The sequence below is a fragment of the Nocardia sp. NPDC004718 genome (genome assembly GCF_053601535.1).
In genome coordinates this window covers 1-18,455 of sequence record NZ_JBSGCA010000016.1, presented here as the reverse complement: position 1 = coordinate 18,455, position 18,455 = coordinate 1, and the positions used below count along the sequence as shown (strand labels likewise).

The 18,455-nt window shown below is 69.2% G+C and carries 16 protein-coding genes and 1 pseudogene; 10 read left to right on the top strand and 7 right to left on the bottom strand.

Features of this window, described 5'->3' with window-relative positions; genetic code table 11:
• Positions 1-46: 46 nt before the first annotated feature.
• The 3 genes from ACWEH3_RS14550 to ACWEH3_RS14540 all read left to right on the top strand — a co-directional run bounded on the left by ACWEH3_RS14550 (position 47) and on the right by ACWEH3_RS14540 (position 2,328).
• Positions 47-949 (top strand): AraC family transcriptional regulator, encoded by a 903-nt coding sequence (locus ACWEH3_RS14550; RefSeq protein WP_450016267.1) that lies wholly within the window; start codon positions 47-49, stop codon positions 947-949.
• A 28-nt stretch (positions 950-977) separates the two neighbouring features.
• On the top strand, positions 978-1,391 hold the full coding sequence (locus tag ACWEH3_RS14545; RefSeq protein ID WP_450016269.1) for a DoxX family membrane protein: 414 nt from the start codon (positions 978-980) through the stop codon (positions 1,389-1,391).
• Positions 1,392-1,875: 484 nt separating this feature from the next.
• Positions 1,876-2,328, top strand: coding sequence for a universal stress protein (locus ACWEH3_RS14540; protein ID WP_355078212.1), 453 nt, complete (start codon positions 1,876-1,878; stop codon positions 2,326-2,328).
• Between the two features lie 81 nt (positions 2,329-2,409).
• Here the strand turns inward: ACWEH3_RS14540 and ACWEH3_RS14535 are convergent, their stop codons facing one another.
• From ACWEH3_RS14535 to ACWEH3_RS14525, 3 genes and pseudogenes are all read right to left on the bottom strand, one after another.
• A complete protein-coding gene (locus ACWEH3_RS14535; RefSeq protein WP_450016271.1) occupies positions 2,410-4,707 on the bottom strand; it encodes a HelD family protein in 2,298 nt (765 codons plus the stop codon).
• A gap of 171 nt (positions 4,708-4,878) precedes the next feature.
• Positions 4,879-5,163: pseudogene (locus ACWEH3_RS14530) on the bottom strand (antibiotic biosynthesis monooxygenase family protein); the annotation flags it as partial.
• A gap of 10 nt (positions 5,164-5,173) precedes the next feature.
• A complete protein-coding gene (locus ACWEH3_RS14525) occupies positions 5,174-6,523 on the bottom strand; it encodes a diguanylate cyclase domain-containing protein (protein ID WP_450016273.1) in 1,350 nt (449 codons plus the stop codon).
• A gap of 279 nt (positions 6,524-6,802) precedes the next feature.
• Here ACWEH3_RS14525 and ACWEH3_RS14520 point away from each other — a divergent pair, with 279 nt between their 5' ends.
• The gene (locus tag ACWEH3_RS14520; RefSeq protein ID WP_450016299.1) at positions 6,803-7,945 is read left to right on the top strand and encodes a beta-ketoacyl synthase N-terminal-like domain-containing protein; all 1,143 of its coding nucleotides are present in this window, start codon (positions 6,803-6,805) and stop codon (positions 7,943-7,945) included.
• A gap of 82 nt (positions 7,946-8,027) precedes the next feature.
• The gene (locus ACWEH3_RS14515; RefSeq protein WP_450016275.1) at positions 8,028-8,888 is read left to right on the top strand and encodes a sigma 54 modulation/S30EA ribosomal C-terminal domain-containing protein; all 861 of its coding nucleotides are present in this window, start codon (positions 8,028-8,030) and stop codon (positions 8,886-8,888) included.
• 3 nt (positions 8,889-8,891) lie between these two features.
• Here the strand turns inward: ACWEH3_RS14515 and ACWEH3_RS14510 are convergent, their stop codons facing one another.
• Positions 8,892-10,448, bottom strand: coding sequence for a sensor histidine kinase (locus ACWEH3_RS14510; RefSeq protein WP_450016277.1), 1,557 nt, complete (start codon positions 10,446-10,448; stop codon positions 8,892-8,894).
• Between the two features lie 496 nt (positions 10,449-10,944).
• Here ACWEH3_RS14510 and uvrA point away from each other — a divergent pair, with 496 nt between their 5' ends.
• Positions 10,945-13,896 (top strand): excinuclease ABC subunit UvrA, encoded by a 2,952-nt coding sequence (gene uvrA / locus ACWEH3_RS14505; RefSeq protein ID WP_450016279.1) that lies wholly within the window; start codon positions 10,945-10,947, stop codon positions 13,894-13,896.
• Positions 13,897-13,949: 53 nt separating this feature from the next.
• Here the strand turns inward: uvrA and ACWEH3_RS14500 are convergent, their stop codons facing one another.
• The 3 genes from ACWEH3_RS14500 to ACWEH3_RS14490 all read right to left on the bottom strand — a co-directional run bounded on the left by ACWEH3_RS14500 (position 13,950) and on the right by ACWEH3_RS14490 (position 15,773).
• Positions 13,950-14,660 (bottom strand): alpha/beta fold hydrolase, encoded by a 711-nt coding sequence (locus tag ACWEH3_RS14500; protein ID WP_450016281.1) that lies wholly within the window; start codon positions 14,658-14,660, stop codon positions 13,950-13,952.
• Positions 14,661-14,899: 239 nt separating this feature from the next.
• Positions 14,900-15,241, bottom strand: coding sequence for a DUF1844 domain-containing protein (locus ACWEH3_RS14495; protein ID WP_450016283.1), 342 nt, complete (start codon positions 15,239-15,241; stop codon positions 14,900-14,902).
• 4 nt (positions 15,242-15,245) lie between these two features.
• Positions 15,246-15,773: a DinB family protein gene (locus ACWEH3_RS14490; protein ID WP_450016285.1), complete on the bottom strand. Its 528-nt coding sequence runs from the start codon at positions 15,771-15,773 to the stop codon at positions 15,246-15,248.
• A gap of 337 nt (positions 15,774-16,110) precedes the next feature.
• Between ACWEH3_RS14490 and infC the strand changes: the two genes are divergently transcribed.
• From infC to ACWEH3_RS14470, 4 genes are all read left to right on the top strand, one after another.
• Positions 16,111-16,776 (top strand): translation initiation factor IF-3, encoded by a 666-nt coding sequence (gene infC, locus ACWEH3_RS14485; protein ID WP_450016301.1) that lies wholly within the window; start codon positions 16,111-16,113, stop codon positions 16,774-16,776.
• A 58-nt stretch (positions 16,777-16,834) separates the two neighbouring features.
• Positions 16,835-17,029 carry a 50S ribosomal protein L35 gene (gene rpmI, locus ACWEH3_RS14480; RefSeq protein WP_039797322.1) on the top strand — a complete coding sequence of 65 codons (195 nt, stop codon included), beginning with the start codon at positions 16,835-16,837 and terminating at the stop codon, positions 17,027-17,029.
• 110 nt (positions 17,030-17,139) lie between these two features.
• Positions 17,140-17,520 (top strand): 50S ribosomal protein L20, encoded by a 381-nt coding sequence (rplT, locus tag ACWEH3_RS14475; protein WP_040777418.1) that lies wholly within the window; start codon positions 17,140-17,142, stop codon positions 17,518-17,520.
• 40 nt (positions 17,521-17,560) lie between these two features.
• Positions 17,561-18,352: a TrmH family RNA methyltransferase gene (locus ACWEH3_RS14470; RefSeq protein ID WP_450016288.1), complete on the top strand. Its 792-nt coding sequence runs from the start codon at positions 17,561-17,563 to the stop codon at positions 18,350-18,352.
• Positions 18,353-18,455 lie beyond the last annotated feature (103 nt).

Here is an 18,455-nt window from a genome sequence, read left to right as displayed (position 1 = left end):
TACTTTCGCCGGTCCGAGCCCCCGGGTCTTGTAAGAAAGCGACACCGTGCCGCGTAGCGCCGAATCATCCGCCGCCGAGCCGCCGCAGGCCCGCAATCCCCCTGCTCCCGAGGACACGAAGGGCATTCTGCATCCGGACGAGCAGGCGAAGCATCGCTCTCTGGTTCGCTTGCCGCCGGGTGCCGCGGTCGACCGCTACGTCGAGTGGTACTGGGCGGTGAGCTGGGATCTGCGGGGCAGGCCGCCGTACCGGGCGGAGGTCCTGTCCTATCCGAGCGTGAACGTCACCTTCGAACGATCCGAAACGCACACCGGCGGATTCGTCAACGGCGTGACCACCACGAAATTCATCCGCGAACTCAGCGGGCTCGGGGAGACGTTCGGTATCCGCTTCCGTGCGGGCGGGTTCGGCGCGTTCACCGGCCTGGATGTCGGCTCGTTCCGCGATCGCGCCGTGCCACTCGCCGACGTGCTGCCCGACGCCGCGAGCTTGACCGAACGCGTGCTGGACGCGCCGACTGTCGAGCGGCGTCGCCACGTCGTCGAGGAATACCTCGCCGACCACCCCGCGGTCGAGGACCCGACCTATCGATCGGTGCTGCGCATCATCGACGCCATGGCGACCGACCAGGAGCTCACCAGGGTCGATCAGATCGCCGAGCGGTTCGATGTGCCCGCCCGCACGCTGCAGCGCATGTTCCGCCGCTACGTCGGCGCGGGGCCGAAATGGGTGCTGCGGCGCTATCGATTGCAGGACGGTGCCGATCTGCTCGCGAAAGGCCGTACCGAGGATCTCGCCGCGTTGGCCGCGGAACTGGGCTATTTCGACCAGGCCCATTTCTCGCGTGAGTTCACCGCGGAAGTGGGTATGGCCCCCCTGGAATACGCCAAGAATTCCCTACGTCTCCGGAACGAGGTCACCGCCAAGGTCATCCCGACGAGGGCTTAGTTGCCGGACAGCCGACGAGGAGTTGGACATGGATGTCGTGGTGTTGATCGGACGAGTGTTGTTCGCGCTGCTGTTTCTGGCCTCCGCCCTCGGGCATTTCACTCAGACCGAGGCGATGACGGGGTACGCGCGGAGCAAGGGCGTCCCGATGGCGAAGGCCGCAGTGTTCGGCTCGGGGGCGCTGTTCCTGCTGGGCGGCCTCAGCGTGCTGTTGGGCATCTGGGCCGACCTCGGTTCGCTGCTGTTGGTAGTCGGGCTGCTGCCGTCGGCGGCCGTGATGCACCGGTTCTGGCAGGAGTCCGATCCGCAGACCAGGCAAGGCGAGATGATCCATTTCAACAAGGACGTCGCCCTGGCGGGCGCCGCCCTGATGCTGTTCGCGTTCTTCGCGCACGTCGACGAACTCGGATTGACGATCACCGGTCCGCTTTTCGATCTCTAGTCCGCGCTCCGCGCTAATATTGCGCGTCCTTTCACCGCAGGAAGAAGAAGCCATGGACATCATCGGAGCGATTCTCGGCATATTCTGGGCAAACTATCGGCAGTGGCCGTAGCCGCACGGTAGTCCGGGCCCCGATCGGTCCGTTCCTGGCACGTGATCATCGTGCGGGGCGGACCGATCTTCGTGTGACGGACCTGGCTCTGTGATGAATATCCCAGGCCCGCAACGGCATTGAACACGCTTGTGGCACATCACAGGTTTAGTTCTCCGAAATTGTGTCTGCCCTGGTTGGTCCGGCCCTTCCGGTATTCCCTGGCGAATACGTGGCGGGAATGGCCGGACAGCCCCGGTGTGATGTCTTGCGATTTCTGAAATTTCCGCGCCGGTTGCCGCTATGGTCGACCCCAGTCGCCGCGCCGGCGCGCCGTCGAACCAGAGGCGAACCCGTGCGCAGCACCCGACACACCGCATAGTTGGAGGAGAAATGACCGCCTACCGGACCATTGTCGTCGGTACCGATGGCTCGGACTCGTCGTATGTCGCCGTCGAGAAGGCAGGGGCGCTGGCCGGTGTGTCCGGCGCGACCCTGGTCGTGGCCTGCGCGTACTACCCGACCGACGACCGCGATGTCGCCGCCGCGGCCGACGTGCTCAAGGAGGAGGCTTACCAGGTACGCGGTTCCGCGCCGACCAATGAGATCCTGCGTGTCGCCAGGGACAAGGCGATCGCGGCGGGTGCGGCCGACATCGTCGAGCGCGCCATCGTCGGCGAGCCGGTGGAATCGCTGCTGGCGCTGGTCAAGGAGGTCGACGCCGATCTGCTGGTCGTCGGTAACCGGGGCCTGAACACCCTGGCCGGACGGCTGCTCGGCTCGGTGCCCTCCGATGTGGCGCGCAAGTCGCGCTCCGACGTCCTGATCGTGCACACCGTGCGCTGAGTCCCGCCTCGATCGAAAGGCTCCGTGCCCTCGCGAATAGCGTTGTGGCACGGAGCCTTTCGTCTTCCAATGCGTCGGTGATCAGCGCAGCCGGTCGAGCACGGCGGGCAGTTCCGCGCTGTGCACGACGCCGAGCCGCTGGGTGGCGCGGGTCAGCGCGACGTACAGATCGTTGAGCCCACGCGGCGATTCGTCGAGGATGTCCCGCGGTTCCACCAGGTAGACCGCGTCGAACTCCAAACCCTTCACCTCGTGCACCGTCAGCACGCGCACCGATTCGCCCGCGAGGTCGGCCAACGGTGCCACCAGCGCCTGCGGCGCGATCACCGCCGTGGTCCCCGGCCCCGTCTCGGTGGCGACCAGCCGGGCGACCTCCGCGTGCACGTCGCCGGGCTCGACCCGGTACGCGCGCGGCGCGACGCCGGTCTCGCGGACCGAGCGCGGCGCGGTCGCCGCCGGATCAATCGCGGCGAGGACGTCGGCGGCGACGTCCATGATCTCCGCGGGGGTGCGGTAGTTGACGGTGAGTTCGGTCAGCTTCCACCGGGCCGCGACGTAGGGCTCCAGCATCCGCTGCCACGAGGATGTGCCCGCCGGGTCGCCGGTTTGCGCTACGTCGCCGACCACCGTCACCCACCGGTTGGGGATGCGCCGCATCACCATGCGCCAGGCCATCTCCGACAGCTCCTGCGCCTCGTCCACGATCACGTGGCCGTAGGTCCAGGTGCGGTCGCCCGCGGCGCGCTCCGCGGTCGTCTGGCGGGTGCGGAAGTCCTGGCGTTCGGCCAGCTGACTGGCATCGATCAGGTCGTAGGCCATCAGGATCTCGGGATCGAGGTCGTCCTCCAGATCCTGCGGCGCGGAGCCGGTCAGGATGTCGAGGGCGTCCTGCGCCTCGGCGAGCTGGGCGCGCCAGCGGCGGCGGGCGCGTTCGCGTTCCTCGGTGTCGTCCACGCCGAGCAGTTCGGCCAGCTCGTCCAGCAGCGGTGCGTCCGCCGGGCTGAACCGCCCGTCGTCCGGCCGGAGCAGTTCGGCGCGGTCGGCCGGATCCAGCGAGCCGGCGGCCCGGTCCAGTCGCTTCGGGTCGGCGAGCAGTTCGGCCAGGACATCCTGCGGGGACAGGATCGGCCACAGTTTCGCGATCGCCGCCTGGATCTGCGGGTCGGCGCGCATCTCGTCGCGGATCTCGGTGAGATCGGCCGAGCTGAGCAGACTGGGCCCGCCGGAGAGGTCGGCGCCCATGGTCGCGGCGAGTTGATCGGTCAGCGCATCGATCACCGAGGCGGCGAAGATCGGCCGCGCGAGGTTGTGCGGGCGGCGCGAGGAACGGGCGCGGCCACGGGCCTTGGTGGCGATCTTGCGATCCAGCGTGACCGGATAGCCGTCGAAGCCCAGCCGGATCGGTTCGGCGGGCACCTCCTGACGGTCGCGCACGGCCTGCTTGAGCACCTCGAGTATCGTCAGCGCCCCCTTGATCTCGCCCGCGCGCAACGAGTCCTCGCGCGTGGCCCGCACGCCGGGGTACAGATCGCCGATGGTGGACAGCAGCACGCCGGTTTCGCCGAGCGACGGCAGCACCTGCCCGATGTAGTCGAGGAAGGTGGCGTTCGGCCCGATGATCAGCACGCCGCTCTTGGCCAGCTGCTGCCGGTAGGTGTAGAGCAGGTACGCCGCCCGGTGCAGCGCGACCGCGGTCTTGCCGGTGCCGGGCCCGCCCTGCACCACGAGCACGCTCTTGTGCTCGGAGCGGATGATCGCGTCCTGCTCGTGCTGGATCGTCTCGACGATGTCGTTCATGTGGCCGGTGCGGGCGGCGTTGAGTGCGGACAGCAGCGCGCTCTCGCTGCCGACACCGCCGTCCGCGGCGGTGACGCCGGCCCGGCGCGCGGCCGTCAGATCGAGGTACTCGTCGTTGATCGCGGTGACCTTGCGGTTGCGCGAACGGATGTGCCTGCGCCGGGTCACCCCGTCCGGCGCCGCGGTGGTGGCCAGGTAGAACGGCCGCGCCAGCGGGGCGCGCCAGTCCAGCAGCAGGCTCTCGTAGTCGTCCTTCTCGTCGAGAATGCCGAGTCTGCCGATGTAGCGGTACTCCTCCTGTTCACCGTCGAGGTCGATGCGGCCGAAACACAGGCCGTGCTCGGCGGCGTCGTATTTCGCCAGGTCCTCGGTGTAGAGCTGGCTGAAGGACTCCCGTTCGCTGCGGGCCTGCGGCGTGCCGCCGGTCTCCAGCAGCACGGTGCGCAGGCGGTTGCGCGCGTAGTCGCGCATCTCGTCGAGCCGCTCGTACAGCACCGACAGGTAGGCCTGCTCCTGATCGGTTTCGCGGGTCCGCTCGGGGGCGCCGCCGCCCGCGGCACGGTCCTGAGTGAGGTCGGGCAAACTGAACTCCTTGTCACCGCGAACAGGCGCGAGCACGCCGCCGGGATCGGGCAGGTGCACGCACGGAAAACAGAGTTGTCGAGTCTACTGGGGTTGCGACGGGCTCGCCGTAACCGCAGGTGAGGCCCCCGGCGCCGGGGCGGGGGCGAGGTCGGCGAGCGGTGTGAGCTGCACCGGCGTGAAGTGCTCGACCACCGGGAACGGGTCGTAGAAGTGGTGTAGCAGGTCCTTCCAGCGCTGATATTCCGGCGAGCCGCGGAATCCGACGACATGATCGTCGAGCCGGTCCCATTCCACCCGGAGCAGGTAGCTGTCCGGCGACTCGACACCGCGCGACAGCGACAGCGACCGGAAGCCGGGCATGCTCGCGATGATCGGCCGTGCCGCGGCGAAGGCGGCTTCGAAATCGGCGGCGAGTTCGGGACGAACCGGCAGCAGTGCGTGTTCGATGATCATGGCGAGCTCGTCAGGACGCGTGGGTGCTGTTGGGTCTGCGGCCTTTGGTGACGGTGCCTTCCCGCCGCCCAGGCGGCTTCGCGCGGTACATCGCCAAGTCCGCGTCGTGCAGCACCGCCTCCGGACTGCGCCGGTCGCCCACCCCCAGTTCGGTGACGCCGATCGAGGCGTTCACCTCGATCCGGTGCCCGCGCGCGATGATCGGGTCGGCCATGGTGGAGCGCAGCCTGCTCACCAGTGCGTCGATGTCGACGCGGCGGGTGCGGCCGGACAGCAGGACCAGGAATTCGTCGCCGCCGAGCCTGCCGACGATGTCGTCGCCGCGCAGCGCGCGCTGCAGGCGCTGGGCGACGATCTGCAGCACGGTGTCGCCGATGGCGTGCCCGAGCGTGTCGTTGATCGTCTTGAACCCGTCCAGATCGATGAACAGCACGGTGGACACCGGCAGCAGTTCCTCGGTGCTGGCCAGCGCGGCGGCCAGCTGGGACAGGATCAGCGAGCGATTGGCCAGCCCGGTCAGCGAGTCGTGCGTGGCCTGATACTCCAATTGCCTTCTGCTGGCGCGGAATTCGGTGATGTCGGCAAAGGAGGACACCGCCGACGAGCGCGGATCGCCTGGATTGAGCAGGCGGCTGCTGCCCGACAGCCAGCGCCGCTGGCCGTCCACCCGGTCGACGCCGAAGACATAGCCGGTGATCGTCTCGCCCGTGGCCAGCGTGCGCGCCACCGGATGGCGGCTCGGCGGCAGCGGCTGGGCGTTCGCGTCCAGCAGCACCAGCGGCAACGACTGGATGGTGCGCCCGATGACCATGCCGTCGGGCCCCTCGGTACCGAAGATGCGCTTGGCCGCCGGGTTCATCGACTCGATCCGGCCCTCCGGATCGATCACCACGACGCCCTCCTCCAACTGGGACACGACCGTGGTGAAGTAGTGCTCGGCCCTGCGCTGCGCGGCCTCGGCATGGCGCTGGGCGGTGAGGTCGTGGATGACCACCTGATAGGCGAGGTGATCGTGCCACGCGGTCAGCACCGACACCGTCTCCACGGGCACGGTGCCGCCGTCCACCCTCATCAAGGTCATCTCGGTGGGAATCGAGGCCGCGCCCGCGGTGGTGAGGGTGGAGATGCGGTCGAGCATCGAGGGGACGGAGGCGGGGTGGACGAAGTCGGTCAGCGGGCGGCCGATGATCTCCTCGGCGTCCTCCGCGGCGAGCAATCGGACGGTGGCCGGGTTGACGTAGACGACCCGGCCACGCTCGTGCACACAGATTCCGTCCGGGGTGTGCTCGACCAGGGAGCGGTAGCGCGCAGCGAGCTGTTCGGCGGCGTCGACCGCGGCGGCCAGCTTGTCGTCACCCACTCGAACCCCCGATCATCGACCCCATTATGGCCATTGGAACACGGGATTATTCTGGTATCGACGTGGACAAGATCACATCCTCCACGCTATTGCTTCGATCACAGTACTGGCACGTTCTCGGGCCGGATCCGGCGATCATGGCAGAAACCGGTTTCTGCGTCGAGGCGGGGCAGACGGTTCGGCCCGCCCTGGGAGCCGGTGAAGGAGCGATACATGCCGGGTGCCGACCCGAACGCCGCTACGCGGTTCCGCACCGATCCGCGGCGGCCTCGAGACAACATGACCATCGCCGGGATCGGCGCGATCACCGGGTACGGATGGGGCCGTGAACAGCTGTGGGACGGCTTGCTCAGCGGCAAGTCGGCGGCGGCTCTGCAACCGGGCTACGGGCCCGGCCGCGACGACGACGCGTGGGTCGCGCTCGTCCCCGACGGCGGGGACCCCGAGGTGAGCACGAGCCGGTACGGGCGGGCCGTGCACGAGGCGGCGCGGGAGGCCGTCGCCGACGCACGCGACCGGGGCTGGCGGCCCGGCCGCACCGTCGGCCTGCTGCACGCCATCGTGCTCGGCGACGTGGTGAACTGGCGCGACTTCTACCTCGTCGACGGCGGCCGCCGCCGGTCGAGGGACTACCTGCGGCTGTTGCCGTCCACGCCGGTCTCGATGCTGATGCAGGAATTCGGCTTCCACGGCCCGGCGATGAACATCTCCGCCGCGTGCAGTTCCGCCAACGTCGCGCTCATCACCGCGAAGCTCTGGCTGGACGCGGGCATGGCCGACGACGTGATCTTCGTGGCGACCGACCTGTCGGCCACCCCGGACATGCTGGACAGTTTCGTGCGGCTCGGCGCGGCGGTCGCCGACGCCGAACCGCTGGACGCCTGCCGTCCCTTCCAGGAGGGCAGTCGCGGGTTCAGCATGGGCGAGGCCTCCGTGGCGTTCGTGCTGACCCGCTCGGCGGATCGGCCTTACGCGGCGGTGCTCGGCGGCGCCATGTCCAACGACGCCTATCACGTGGTCTCGGTCGATCCGACACACGAGCAGATCCTCGACTGCACTCGCGGCGCGCTCGCCGCCGCGCACGTCACCGCCGCCGACGTGCGCTATTTCAACGCGCACGGCACCGGGACCCGGCAGTGTGACGTGGCCGAGCATCATCTGCTCGCGGACGTGTTCGCCGACCGCCCGCACGTCTACGCGGTGAAACCGCTGGCGGGCCACTGCCAGGGCGCCGCCGCCGCCGTCGAGGTCGCGGCCGCCGCGCTCGGCTACGACCGGGGCATCGTGCCCGCGGCCCCGATCGTCGCGCCCGCGCATCCACGGCTGCTGGACGGCCCCACACCGTTCGAGGGCGGCATCACCGTGAAGCTCTCCCTCGGTATGGGTGGCAACAACTCCGTCGTGGTGCTCGGCGCCGCGTGATCGTGGCCGCCGCGCGAGGCGCGGCGCGGGCGCTCGCCCCGGGCCGAGCCTGAATCCGGCCTGCGCCAGTCTTTTTCGCTCAATGGGGACTTTCGGCCCTGTTCGCGGCATCCCCTCGGTGCTGGCATGGGTGGGACGAGTCGATCCGGAAGGCGGGGCAATGCAGATGGTCTCATCGGGGCTGCGATTCGCGTCGGACCAGTGGACGACGGCCGCGGGGCCGGAAGTGGCGGTGACCACGCGTGGAGAGGTCTCGGCCATGGACGTGACGCGGGCGGTGCGCGCCATCACCCGGGTTTTGCGCCGGCATCATCTCGACGCGCCCGCCCGGGTGCGTCTCGGCGCGCCGTCCGATCCGGAGGCGCCGACGGTGGTCCAGATCGACGTCCACCACCGGGGTGTGGTCACCCGGGTGCAGGTCACCGGGCCGCGCGGGTTCGCGGTGACCTTCGCCGCCGAGCGGCTCGACCGCCGACTGGCCCGCTGGGCCGCGGGCGAGACGCGGACCTGGCCCGATCCGTCCCGCCCTCCGCTGGCCCGCGCGGGTGCGCCGCGTCCGATCGTGCGCCGCAAGCGGTGCGTCCTGTCCGTCTGCACACCCGCCGAGGCGGTCGCGGTGCTGGACGCCATGGATTACGACGCCCACCTGTTCATCGACGCCGAGACCGGTGAGGACGCGGTGGTGCACTGGGCGGAGGTGGGCGTGCGACTCGTCCGCCAGCGGACGACGTATCCGCCGATCCGGTCGACGGAGCTGGTTCGCGGCACCCCGCCGATCGTGGCCGACGCGGATCCCGCCGCCTGTCTGGACCCGGCCGAGGCCGCGAGCATCCTGTGCCACAAGGGATTGCCGTTCCTTTTCTGTACCGATCCGGGTAGCGGGCGTGGCGGGTTGCTGTACCGGCGCCACGACGGCGACCTGGCGATCGTGCTGCCCGCCTGACTCTCAGGCCAGCGGCGCGGACCAGTGCACCTTGGTGCCGCCGCTGTCGGTCCGCTCCACCGTGCAGTGACCGTCGGACATGCTCGCACGCTGCGCGAGGTTGGCCAGACCGCTCGGTGTCACCTGCGCGGGCATCCCCGCGCCGTTGTCCTCGACGAGCACGGTCAGTTCGTCGCCGACGGTGATCTCGACGGCGAGCCGGTTCCCGCCGGAATGGCGCACCGCGTTGCTGACCGATTCGCGCACCACGGCTTCCGCGTGGTCGGCGAGCTCGTCGCCGACCACCGACAGCGGCCCGGAGAACCGCACGCTGGTCCGGAACGCGCCGTCGGCGGTCTGCTGGCGAATGGCGTCCTCGAGCCGACGGCGCAGTGGGTCGCCGCCGTGCAGGTCGAAGATCGACGTACGGATCTCCTGCACGACCTCCTGCAGGCCGTCCATCTCCACCGAAAGCCGTTGCCGCACCACGGGATCCTCGGTGCGGGCCGCGGTGGCCCGCAACCCGAGCCCGACCGCGAACAGTCGCTGGACCACATGGTCGTGCAGGTCGCGTGCGATGCGGTCGCGGTCGGCGAGCACGTCGAGTTCGCGCATTCTGCGCTGGGTCTCGGCCAGTTGCATGGCCAGCGCCGCCTGATCGGTGAACGCGGCGGTCAGGTCCACCAGTTCGCCGGGATACGGGGGACACCCGGGTGGCCGCACCACGATCAGTACACCCAGCGCGAGGTCCGCGGTCCGCAGTGGCAGCACCAGCGCGGGCCCCGCCGCGCCGACCTCGGCCCCGAGATCGACCGATTCGGCGTCGGCCAACCGCACCGGCGCGCGGCGAGTGAACGCCGTGCCGGTGACGGTATCCGCGATGCGCACCCGCTCCGGGCCCCTTCCAGGGCCGAACCATTGCGCCACAACGAGTTCGGTGGCTTCATCGGGCGGCGTCCCCGGCGCCACCACGGCCAGCAGCGCCTGCTGCGAACCGGTCAGCGCGCGGGCGCGCGCCACCACCTGCGCGAGCACGAGATCCGGCGCCGTGCCCGCGAGGAACTCGGTCGCGATGTCGCGCGTCGCCTCGATCCATGCCTGCCTGGTCCGCGCGGATTCGTACAGCTTCGCGTTCTCGATGGCGATACCCGCCGCGGCGGCCATGGCGAGCACGATGGCCTCGTCGTCCTCGGTGAACGACTGTCCCCCGGCCTTTTCGGTGAGGTAGAGATTGCCGAAGATCTCCTCGCCGACCCGCACCGGGACGCCGAGGAAACTGCCCATCGGCGGATGGCCGGGCGGAAAGCCCGCAGCGGCCGGATGTTCCGACAGATCGTCCAGCCGGATCGGGTGCGGGTGCGCAGGCAGCAAGCCCAGTACGCCGTGTCCCTCGGGGGAGCGGCCGATGTGGGCGGCCATCGCGTCGTCGACGCCATGGAAGATGAACTCGACCAGCCGGTCGTCGTGGCCGCGGATGCCGAGCGCGCCGTAGCGGGCCGCGACCGAGCGGGTGGCGGTTCGCAGCAGGGCGCGCAGGGTGTCGAGCACCGTTGACGGGAGATGCTGGGTGAGGATCGTCATGGATGAGTGGGGGAGGCCGGTGGGGGGGCGCACAGCGGGCTCAGTTTAGTCGGGGACCGGTGCGCGCGGGGCGCAGTTGTGCGGAGCGATGACCGGTCTCGCCGGAGACATCCGCGCCGCGCTTCTGCGGGTGCTCGCACCGTGCTGACCAGTTCGTTCGCCGCGCGTGCTCGAGATTTTCCATCCCACCATCGCGGAGTGATCTCGCGCACCGCGCATCCGTTGGCGCGTCGCCGGCCGTTCTGCGTCCGGCTGCCTGGTGTAACTGCGTCGACCAGGGAATGCCGAATGACGTCGCGCTGTTGACCAGTGGTGCCGGGAGGGCGATGCTACGGAGGCGTCCTGGCCCGTTTCCCGGCTCATCCGCAACGTCCGGCCGCCGGGGTCCCGCCATTCGCCCAGGTGACGGCCGGTCCGCGAAACTTGTCGGTGCCCATGCCTAGCATGGCGGCCGGGGGTATGTCTGGACGCCGAACACGAAGGAGAAGGGACGGCCGTGGCGGAACGCCTCACTGTGCGCGGAGCTCGGGAGCACAACCTCAAGGGTGTCGATCTCGACCTGCCCCGCGACAGCCTCATCGTGTTCACCGGTCTGTCCGGCTCCGGCAAGTCGAGCCTGGCCTTCGACACGATCTTCGCGGAGGGGCAGCGGCGCTACGTCGAGTCGCTGTCGGCGTACGCGCGGCAGTTCCTCGGTCAGATGGACAAGCCCGACGTCGACTTCATCGAAGGCCTCTCGCCCGCGGTGTCCATCGACCAGAAGTCGACCAACCGCAACCCGCGCTCGACTGTGGGCACCATCACCGAGGTCTACGACTATCTGCGGCTGCTCTACGCGCGAGCAGGCACGCCGCACTGCCCCGTCTGCGGCGAGCTGATCGCCAAGCAGACGCCGCAACAGATCGTCGACCAGGTGCTGGCCATGGAGGAGGGCATCCGATTCCAGGTGCTCGCGCCGGTGGTGCGCACCCGCAAGGGCGAGTTCGTCGACCTGTTCGACCAGCTCAACACCCAGGGCTACTCCCGCGTGCGGGTGGACGGCGTGGTCTATCCGCTCACCGATCCGCCGAAGCTGAAGAAGCAGGAGAAGCACGACGTCGAGGTCGTCGTCGACCGCCTGGCGGTGAAGCCGAGTTCCAAGCAGCGCCTGACGGATTCCATCGAGACCGCGCTGCGCCTGGCCGACGGCATCGTGGTGCTCGACTTCGTCGATCGCGACGAGCACGCGCACGACCGGGAGCGCCGCTTCTCCGAGCGCCTGGCCTGCCCGAACGGCCACCCGCTCGACATCGAGGACCTGGAGCCCCGCTCGTTCTCGTTCAACTCGCCCTACGGCGCCTGCCCGGACTGCACCGGCCTCGGCATCCGCAAGGAGGTCGACCCGGAACTGGTGGTGCCCGACCCGGCGCTGAGCCTGAACGACGGCGCCATCGCGCCGTGGTCGCGCGGCCAGACCGCCGAGTACTTCACCCGGCTGCTCTCCGGCCTCGCCGATTCCATCGGCTTCTCCATGGACACCCCGTGGCAGGATCTCCCGCCCAAGGCGCGCAAGGCCGTGCTGGAGGGCAGCGCCGACCAGGTGCACGTCTCCTACACCAACCGCTACGGCCGCAAGCGCTCGTACTACGCGGACTTCGAGGGCGTGATGCCGTTCCTGCAGCGGCGCATGGAGAACACCGAGTCCGAGCAGATGAAAGAGCACTACGACGGGTACATGCGCGACATCCCGTGCCCGGTGTGCAACGGCGCCAGGCTGCGCCCGGAGATCCTCGCCGTCACCATCGCCGCGAACGGCGACAAGAAGTCCATCGCCGACGTCAGCGATCTGTCCATCGGCGAGTGCTCGGCGTTCCTGAACTCGCTCACCCTGGGCGAGCGCGAGGCGGCGATCGCGGGGCAGGTGCTCAAGGAGGTGCAGGCGCGGCTGGGCTTCCTGCTCGATGTCGGCTTGGAGTACCTCACGCTGTCCCGCGCGGCCGCCACCCTCTCCGGCGGTGAGGCGCAGCGGATCCGGCTCGCCACCCAGATCGGCTCCGGCCTGGTCGGTGTGCTGTACGTGCTCGACGAGCCGTCCATCGGCCTGCACCAGCGGGACAACCGCAGGCTCATCGAAACCCTCACGCGGCTGCGCAATCTGGGCAACACCTTGATCGTGGTCGAGCACGACGAGGACACCATCCGCGCGTCGGACTGGGTGGTCGACATCGGCCCGTTCGCCGGAGAGCACGGCGGCACGGTGGTGCACAGCGGGCCCTACGAAGAGTTGCTCACCGATCCGAACTCGCTCACCGGGGCATATCTGTCGGGCCGGGAACGCATCGATGTGCCGCTGGTGCGCCGCCCGGTCGCCAAGAAGCGGCAACTCACCGTGGTCGGGGCGAGCGAGCACAACCTGAAGGGCATCGACGTCGCCTTCCCGCTCGGTGTGCTCACCTCGGTGACGGGCGTCTCCGGGTCGGGCAAGTCGACCTTGGTGAACGACATCCTGGCCACAGTGCTGGCGAACCGGCTCAACGGCGCCCGGCAGGTGCCGGGCAGGCACACCCGGGTCAACGGGCTCGACCACCTGGACAAGCTGGTGCAGGTGGACCAGTCGCCGATCGGCCGGACGCCACGGTCCAACCCGGCCACCTATACCGGCGTCTTCGACAAGATCCGCACGCTGTTCGCGGCCACCACCGAGGCGAAGGTGCGCGGATACCAGCCGGGCCGGTTCTCCTTCAACGTCAAGGGCGGTCGCTGCGAGGCCTGCTCCGGCGACGGCACGCTGAAGATCGAGATGAACTTCCTGCCGGACGTCTACGTCCCCTGCGAGGTGTGCCACGGCGCCCGCTACAACCGGGAAACCCTCGAGGTGCACTACAAGGGCAAGACCATCGCCGAGGTGCTGGACATGTCCATCGAGGAAGCCGCCGAGTTCTTCGAACCGGTCACCTCGATCCACCGCTACCTCAAGACCCTGGTGGACGTCGGGCTCGGCTACGTACGTCTCGGCCAGAGCGCTCCCACCCTCTCCGGTGGTGAGGCCCAGCGAGTGAAACTCGCCGCCGAGTTGCAGAAGCGGTCCACCGGCCGCACGGTGTACATCCTCGACGAGCCGACCACGGGCCTGCACTTCGAGGACATCCGCAAGCTGCTGAACGTCATCAACGGCCTGGTGGACAAGGGCAACACGGTGATCGTCATCGAGCACAACCTTGACGTCGTCAAGACCTCCGACTGGGTGATCGACATGGGTCCCGAGGGCGGCTCCGGCGGCGGCACCGTGGTGGCGGAGGGCACGCCGGAGGAGGTCGCGAGCGTCGCGCACAGCTACACCGGCCAGTTCCTGAAGGAAGTGCTGGACCAGCCACCCGCGCCGCAGAGCGCCGCGAAGAAGGCTCCGGCGAAGAAGACCGCGGCCAAGGCCACCAAGCGTCCGGCGAAGAAGGCCGCGGCGGTCGGCTGACCTCTCGTGCGATGCGGCGCGGTCCGGGTGCACCGGGCCGCGCCGCCATTCGTTCAGCGGTTGGCGATGGCGTGGATCAGTTCGGTGAGTTCCTTCGGCTTGGACCACATCGGCCAATGTCCCGTGGGCAGGTCGACGTACTCGGCGTCGATGCGTGCCAGTTCGGCGAAGAGGGGAGTTTCACCGTTGTCGCGCAGCTTCTCGACCACGTCGGCGGTCATGCTGCTGCAGATCACGGTGGTCGGGACCGACCGACGGGCGTCCGAATCGCTCAACCGGAGCGGGGCGGCCGCGACGGACGTGGGCTCCGACACGGCACGCTCGCGAAAGCGCGCCAAGGCGGCCTCGTCCAGGCCCGCCAGGCTGTTGCCCGCGGCCTCCAGTTCCGGCCATTCCGGCAGAATCCATTCGCGCACGGCGACGTCGAGCGCGGAGTTGATGACGAAACCGTTCGGCAGCGGCGCGCTGTCGACGTAGATCGCCCGGCGGAACAGCCCGGGCGCGCGGTCGATGGCGAGATAGGCGGGTGCCGCCCCACCGGAATGCGCGACGAGCACGACGGTCTCGCCCTCGGGCACCGCCTCGACGATGGCTTGCGCCTGGGATTCCAGGGTGGCCGACAACCGGTCCGGGTCGGCTTCGTCCAAGCCGGGCAGTGTGAGCGCCACTACCTCGTTGCCGCGCCGCCGCAGGTCGGGTGCGACCTCGTCCCACGCCCATGCACCGAGCCAGAATCCGGGAGCGAGAAGAATCCGAGTAGCCATGGGCTCACTGTGCCCCACCCGTTGGTAAATTTCCTAAACATCGTTATACCCAACGGTATTCGCTCACAATTCCACCGGTACTTCGGAATTCTCTGCTCGACCGGGCGGAACGCTGAGAATGGATCGGGCGGGCGCGTCACCGATGGACGACCTGCTCCTGACCCGCCGCGGCCTGTCGATTGTTCAGCGCGGTGCGGTGTCCGGCGTCTTCCGATGCCAGACTCGGGAACCGCGCGAGGTCAGTAGACCGGACCGGTGTATTTCTCGCCCGGGCCTTTGCCCGGCTCGTCGGGATGCGCGGAAGACTCACGGAAGGCGCGTTGCAGGGACTGCAGCCCCTCGCGCATCGGTCCGGCGTGCGGACCCAGGTACTCGATCGAGGCCGTCACGAGTCCGGCGAGCGCGGTGATCACGCGGCGCGCCTCGTCCAGGTCGCGACGCGGGCTGATGTCGGGGTCCTCGTCCGCCAGCCCGAGCTTCTCCGCCGCCGAACTCATCAGCATCACGGCGGCGCGGCTGATCACCTCGACGGCGGGGATGTCGGCCAGTTCGCGTACGGAGGCGTCGAGTTCGTCAGTCATGCCTTCAGGCTAGCGACGCCACCCGGAGCATCCGGAGGTGGCCGATCTCCGTGACGTTCTTCATCAGCTCCGCGTTCACCCAGGCCGCCAGATGCGCGATGGTCAGCCCGGCGTCGGCGGGCCACGGATAGGCGGAGGGACGGTCCAGATCGGCCTCGTCCAGCCCGGCGAGCAGCCGCTCCCATTCGATGCGCAACTCGCGCAGGCAGGCGACGGCCGCGGCGCCGTCACCGGGCCAGTGCACGTCCTGCCGCGCGGGCGGGGTGAGACCCTCGGCGTGGTCGATGGCCGTGCCCCACCACCAGCCGATATGCCAGGTGAGCCAGCCGATCGTCGGGACGGGCACGGGGTCGGGTTCGGTGTCGGCCCAGTCCGGCCGCCACACCCCATCGGCGTCGGGGCGTACCGTCCAGGTGAGCTCGGCGGGCTCCCAGAGGAAGTCCTCCGGTGTGAGTGCGTCGAGGTGGATCCCGGCGAGTGACCAGGTCAGGTCGAACTGCCATCGCAGCAGGTCGCGGCGTGGTGTGAGCACTGGGGGAGCGTGGCATGCCCGGCTTGGCCGGGCAACGCATTTTCGGCCGATTCGGCGATAGCCGAACGGAATGTTAGACTTTCCGCTGACGACCGCCCCGGGCTGTCCCGGGGCTGATAAGTGGAGCCCGACTCCCACCGTTGCCGACGAGTCATCGTACGGTTCAGCGGTCCGGTCACCCGCCCCGCGAGGGTGGGTTTCTCGTGCCGGGGTTCTCATGGAGAACCCGCCGCGCGAGAGTCGACGCGAGTTCGCTCGTGGTCGGTGATCGGTCGACATCGGGCCCCGTGCGCGGAATACCGCACCGGGGCCTTCGTGTTGAACAGGGGTTGCAGTTATTGCGCGCGGTCGTCTGACGACACCGCTTGACCTAGGAGGCCCCATCAGCACTGAGACCCGCATCAACGATCGCATCCGTGTTCCCGAGGTCCGGCTCATCGGACCGGGCGGCGAGCAGGTTGGGATCGTGCGTGTTGAAGATGCACTACGCGTCGCCCTCGAAGCCGACCTCGATCTGGTCGAGGTGGCACCGGATGCCCGTCCGCCGGTCTGCAAGATCATGGACTACGGCAAGTTCAAGTACGAGACGGCGCAGAAGGCGCGCGAGTCTCGGAAGAACCAGCAGCAGACGGTGATCAAGGAGCAGAAGCTCCGCCCGAAGATCGATGACCACGACTACGAGACCAAGAAGCGCAACGTCGTGCGCTTCCTCGAGGCCGGGTCCAAGGTCAAGGTGACGATCATGTTCCGGGGGCGCGAGCAGTCCCGCCCCGAACTCGGTTTCCGGCTGCTGCAGCGGCTGGCGTCCGACGTCGCCGATCTCGGTTTCGTGGAAACCTCGGCCAAGCAGGACGGTCGCAACATGACCATGGTCCTCGCCCCCCACAAGGGCGCGAAGACCCGGGTGAAGGCGCAGCAGGAGTCGGCTTCGCGCCCGGCGCCCAGCGCCGCCCCGGCCGGTCAGCCCGCCGCGGAGCAGGCCGAGACGGCCGGCCCGCAGTAACACCGATCAGAACACCGGCGGTCCGCCGCGACCGCCGGGACGACAGATAGAGGAATCCATGCCGAAGATGAAGACGCACAGCGGCGCCTCGAAGCGATTCAAGGTGTCCGGTAAAGGCAAGCTGCTGCGCCAGCAGGCGAACCGTCGCCACCTGTTCGAGCACAAGCCCAGCCGCCGGACTCGTCGTCTGGACGGTGTGGAAGTCGTCGCCTCCGCCGACGTCCGTCGCGTGAAGAAGCTGCTCGGTCTCTGATCGCGCCCCCGCGCAGACCGGCACGCACCCGCGACCGGAGTACCTCCGTCGCCACCCCTGACCCATTTCCGGGCGCCGCCCCGCGCCCCCAGATCGAACAGGACTGACCAGTGGCACGCGTCAAAAGGGCCGTCAACGCTCAGAAGAAGCGCCGTTCCATCCTCGAGGCCTCCAAGGGCTACCGCGGCCAGCGCTCGCGGCTGTACCGCAAGGCCAAGGAGCAGCAGCTGCACTCGCTCGCCTACGCCTACCGGGACCGCCGGGCGCGCAAGGGTGACTTCCGCAAGCTGTGGATCGCGCGCATCAACGCCGCCGCGCGGATCAACGACATCACCTACAACCGCTTCATCCAGGGCCTGAAGGCCGCCGGTGTGGAGGTGGACCGCAAGATCCTCGCCGAGCTCGCGGTGTCGGACGCCGAGGCGTTCGCCGGCCTCGTCGCGGTCGCCAAGGCCGCCCTGCCGCAGGATGTCAACGCACCGGCCGCCTGAGTCGCGTTCGTTGACACCCGGACGACTTTCGGAACGACCCGTGGAAGCGCTCAGTGAGCGCAATCCGCGGGTCGTTTCCGCTGTCAAGCTGCAACGCGGAGCGCAGCGCCGCAAAGCGGGCCGATTCCTCGCCGAAGGAGCCAATGCCGTCGCCGCGGCCCTGGGGACCGCGCGCGTCCACGAGCTGTTCTATTCGCAGGCGGCCGCCGAACGCGACCACGCGCTGATCGCTGGCGCGTCCGCGGCGGGCGTCCGCACCACGCTGGTCAGCGACCGCGCGGCGGAGCATCTCGCGGAAACGGTCACGGCGCCGGGCTTGGTGGCGGTCTGCGATCTGCTCGACGTGTCCCTGGCCGCGATCCTCGACGCCGGACCCCGGATGCTCGCCGTCCCGGTCGAGATGGCCGAGCCGGGAAACGCAGGCACGGTCATCCGAGTCGCCGATGCGGTCGGCGCCGACGGCGTGGTGCTGGCGGGCGACACGGTCGACCCGCACAACGGCAAATGCGTGCGAGCCAGCGCGGGCAGCATCTTCCATGTGCCGATCGCCCGGCACCGCGATGTCGCCGAGACGCTGGACGCGATCGCCGCGGCGGGCATCACGATCCTCGCTACGGCGGCGAACGGCGAGGTCGACCTCGACGACGCCGACGAATTGTTCACCGAACCGGTGGCCTGGCTGTTCGGCAACGAGGCGCACGGCCTCGACCCGGCAGTCGCGCGCCGCGCCGACCACCGCGTCCGCATTCCCATTCGCGGCCGCGCCGAGAGCCTGAATCTGGCGACGGCCGCCGCGATCTGCCTTTACGCGAACTCACGCGTGCGGTATTAGATTTCCAGCGCCTGCGGCGCTGGGGGTTCGCGGCCCCTTTGTGGCTCGCGTGTGCGCGACCGCCGCTTGCTCCTTCGTCGCCTACGCGGCGGCCGCGTACACG

Bases quoted from the DNA above. Each gene is read 5' to 3' on its own strand.
- ACWEH3_RS14545 (WP_450016269.1), top strand. From the start codon at position 978: ATGGATGTCGTGGTGTTGATCGGACGAGTGTTGTTCGCGCTGCTGTTT.
- ACWEH3_RS14540 (WP_355078212.1), top strand. From the start codon at position 1,876: ATGACCGCCTACCGGACCATTGTCGTCGGTACCGATGGCTCGGACTCG.
- ACWEH3_RS14520 (WP_450016299.1), top strand. From the start codon at position 6,803: ATGACCATCGCCGGGATCGGCGCGATCACCGGGTACGGATGGGGCCGT.
- ACWEH3_RS14515 (WP_450016275.1), top strand. From the start codon at position 8,028: ATGGGGACTTTCGGCCCTGTTCGCGGCATCCCCTCGGTGCTGGCATGG.
- ACWEH3_RS14510 (WP_450016277.1), bottom strand. From the start codon at position 10,448: ATGACGATCCTCACCCAGCATCTCCCGTCAACGGTGCTCGACACCCTG.
- ACWEH3_RS14500 (WP_450016281.1), bottom strand. From the start codon at position 14,660: ATGGCTACTCGGATTCTTCTCGCTCCCGGATTCTGGCTCGGTGCATGG.
- ACWEH3_RS14495 (WP_450016283.1), bottom strand. From the start codon at position 15,241: ATGACTGACGAACTCGACGCCTCCGTACGCGAACTGGCCGACATCCCC.
- rpmI (WP_039797322.1), top strand. From the start codon at position 16,835: ATGCCGAAGATGAAGACGCACAGCGGCGCCTCGAAGCGATTCAAGGTG.